Genomic DNA, 257 nt, shown 5'->3' with positions numbered 1-257 from the left:
TCACCCCTACCCACAGCTCATCCCCTCAGTTTTCAACCTAAGTGGGTTCGGTCCTCCACGCGGTCTTACCCGCGCTTCAACCTGGCCATGGGTAGATCACTCCGCTTCGGGTCTAGAGCATGCGACTCAAACGCCCTGTTCGGACTCGCTTTCGCTACGGCTACCCCACCCGGGTTAACCTCGCCACACACCACTAACTCGCAGGCTCATTCTTCAAAAGGCACGCCGTCACCCCGTAAGGCTCCGACGGATTGTAG

Annotated in this window: 1 rRNA gene; it reads right to left on the bottom strand. The window is 58.8% G+C overall.

Annotation, left to right across the window (positions count from 1 at the left end):
• Window positions 1-257: ribosomal RNA gene (locus QSK18_RS35765) — 23S ribosomal RNA — on the bottom strand; the annotation flags it as partial.

Source organism: Kineosporia sp. NBRC 101677 (assembly GCF_030269265.1).
GTDB classification, from domain to species: domain Bacteria; phylum Actinomycetota; class Actinomycetes; order Actinomycetales; family Kineosporiaceae; genus Kineosporia; species Kineosporia rhizophila.
Note: the sequence above shows the minus strand (reverse complement) of the source record. Positions and strands in the feature narration are given on the sequence as shown.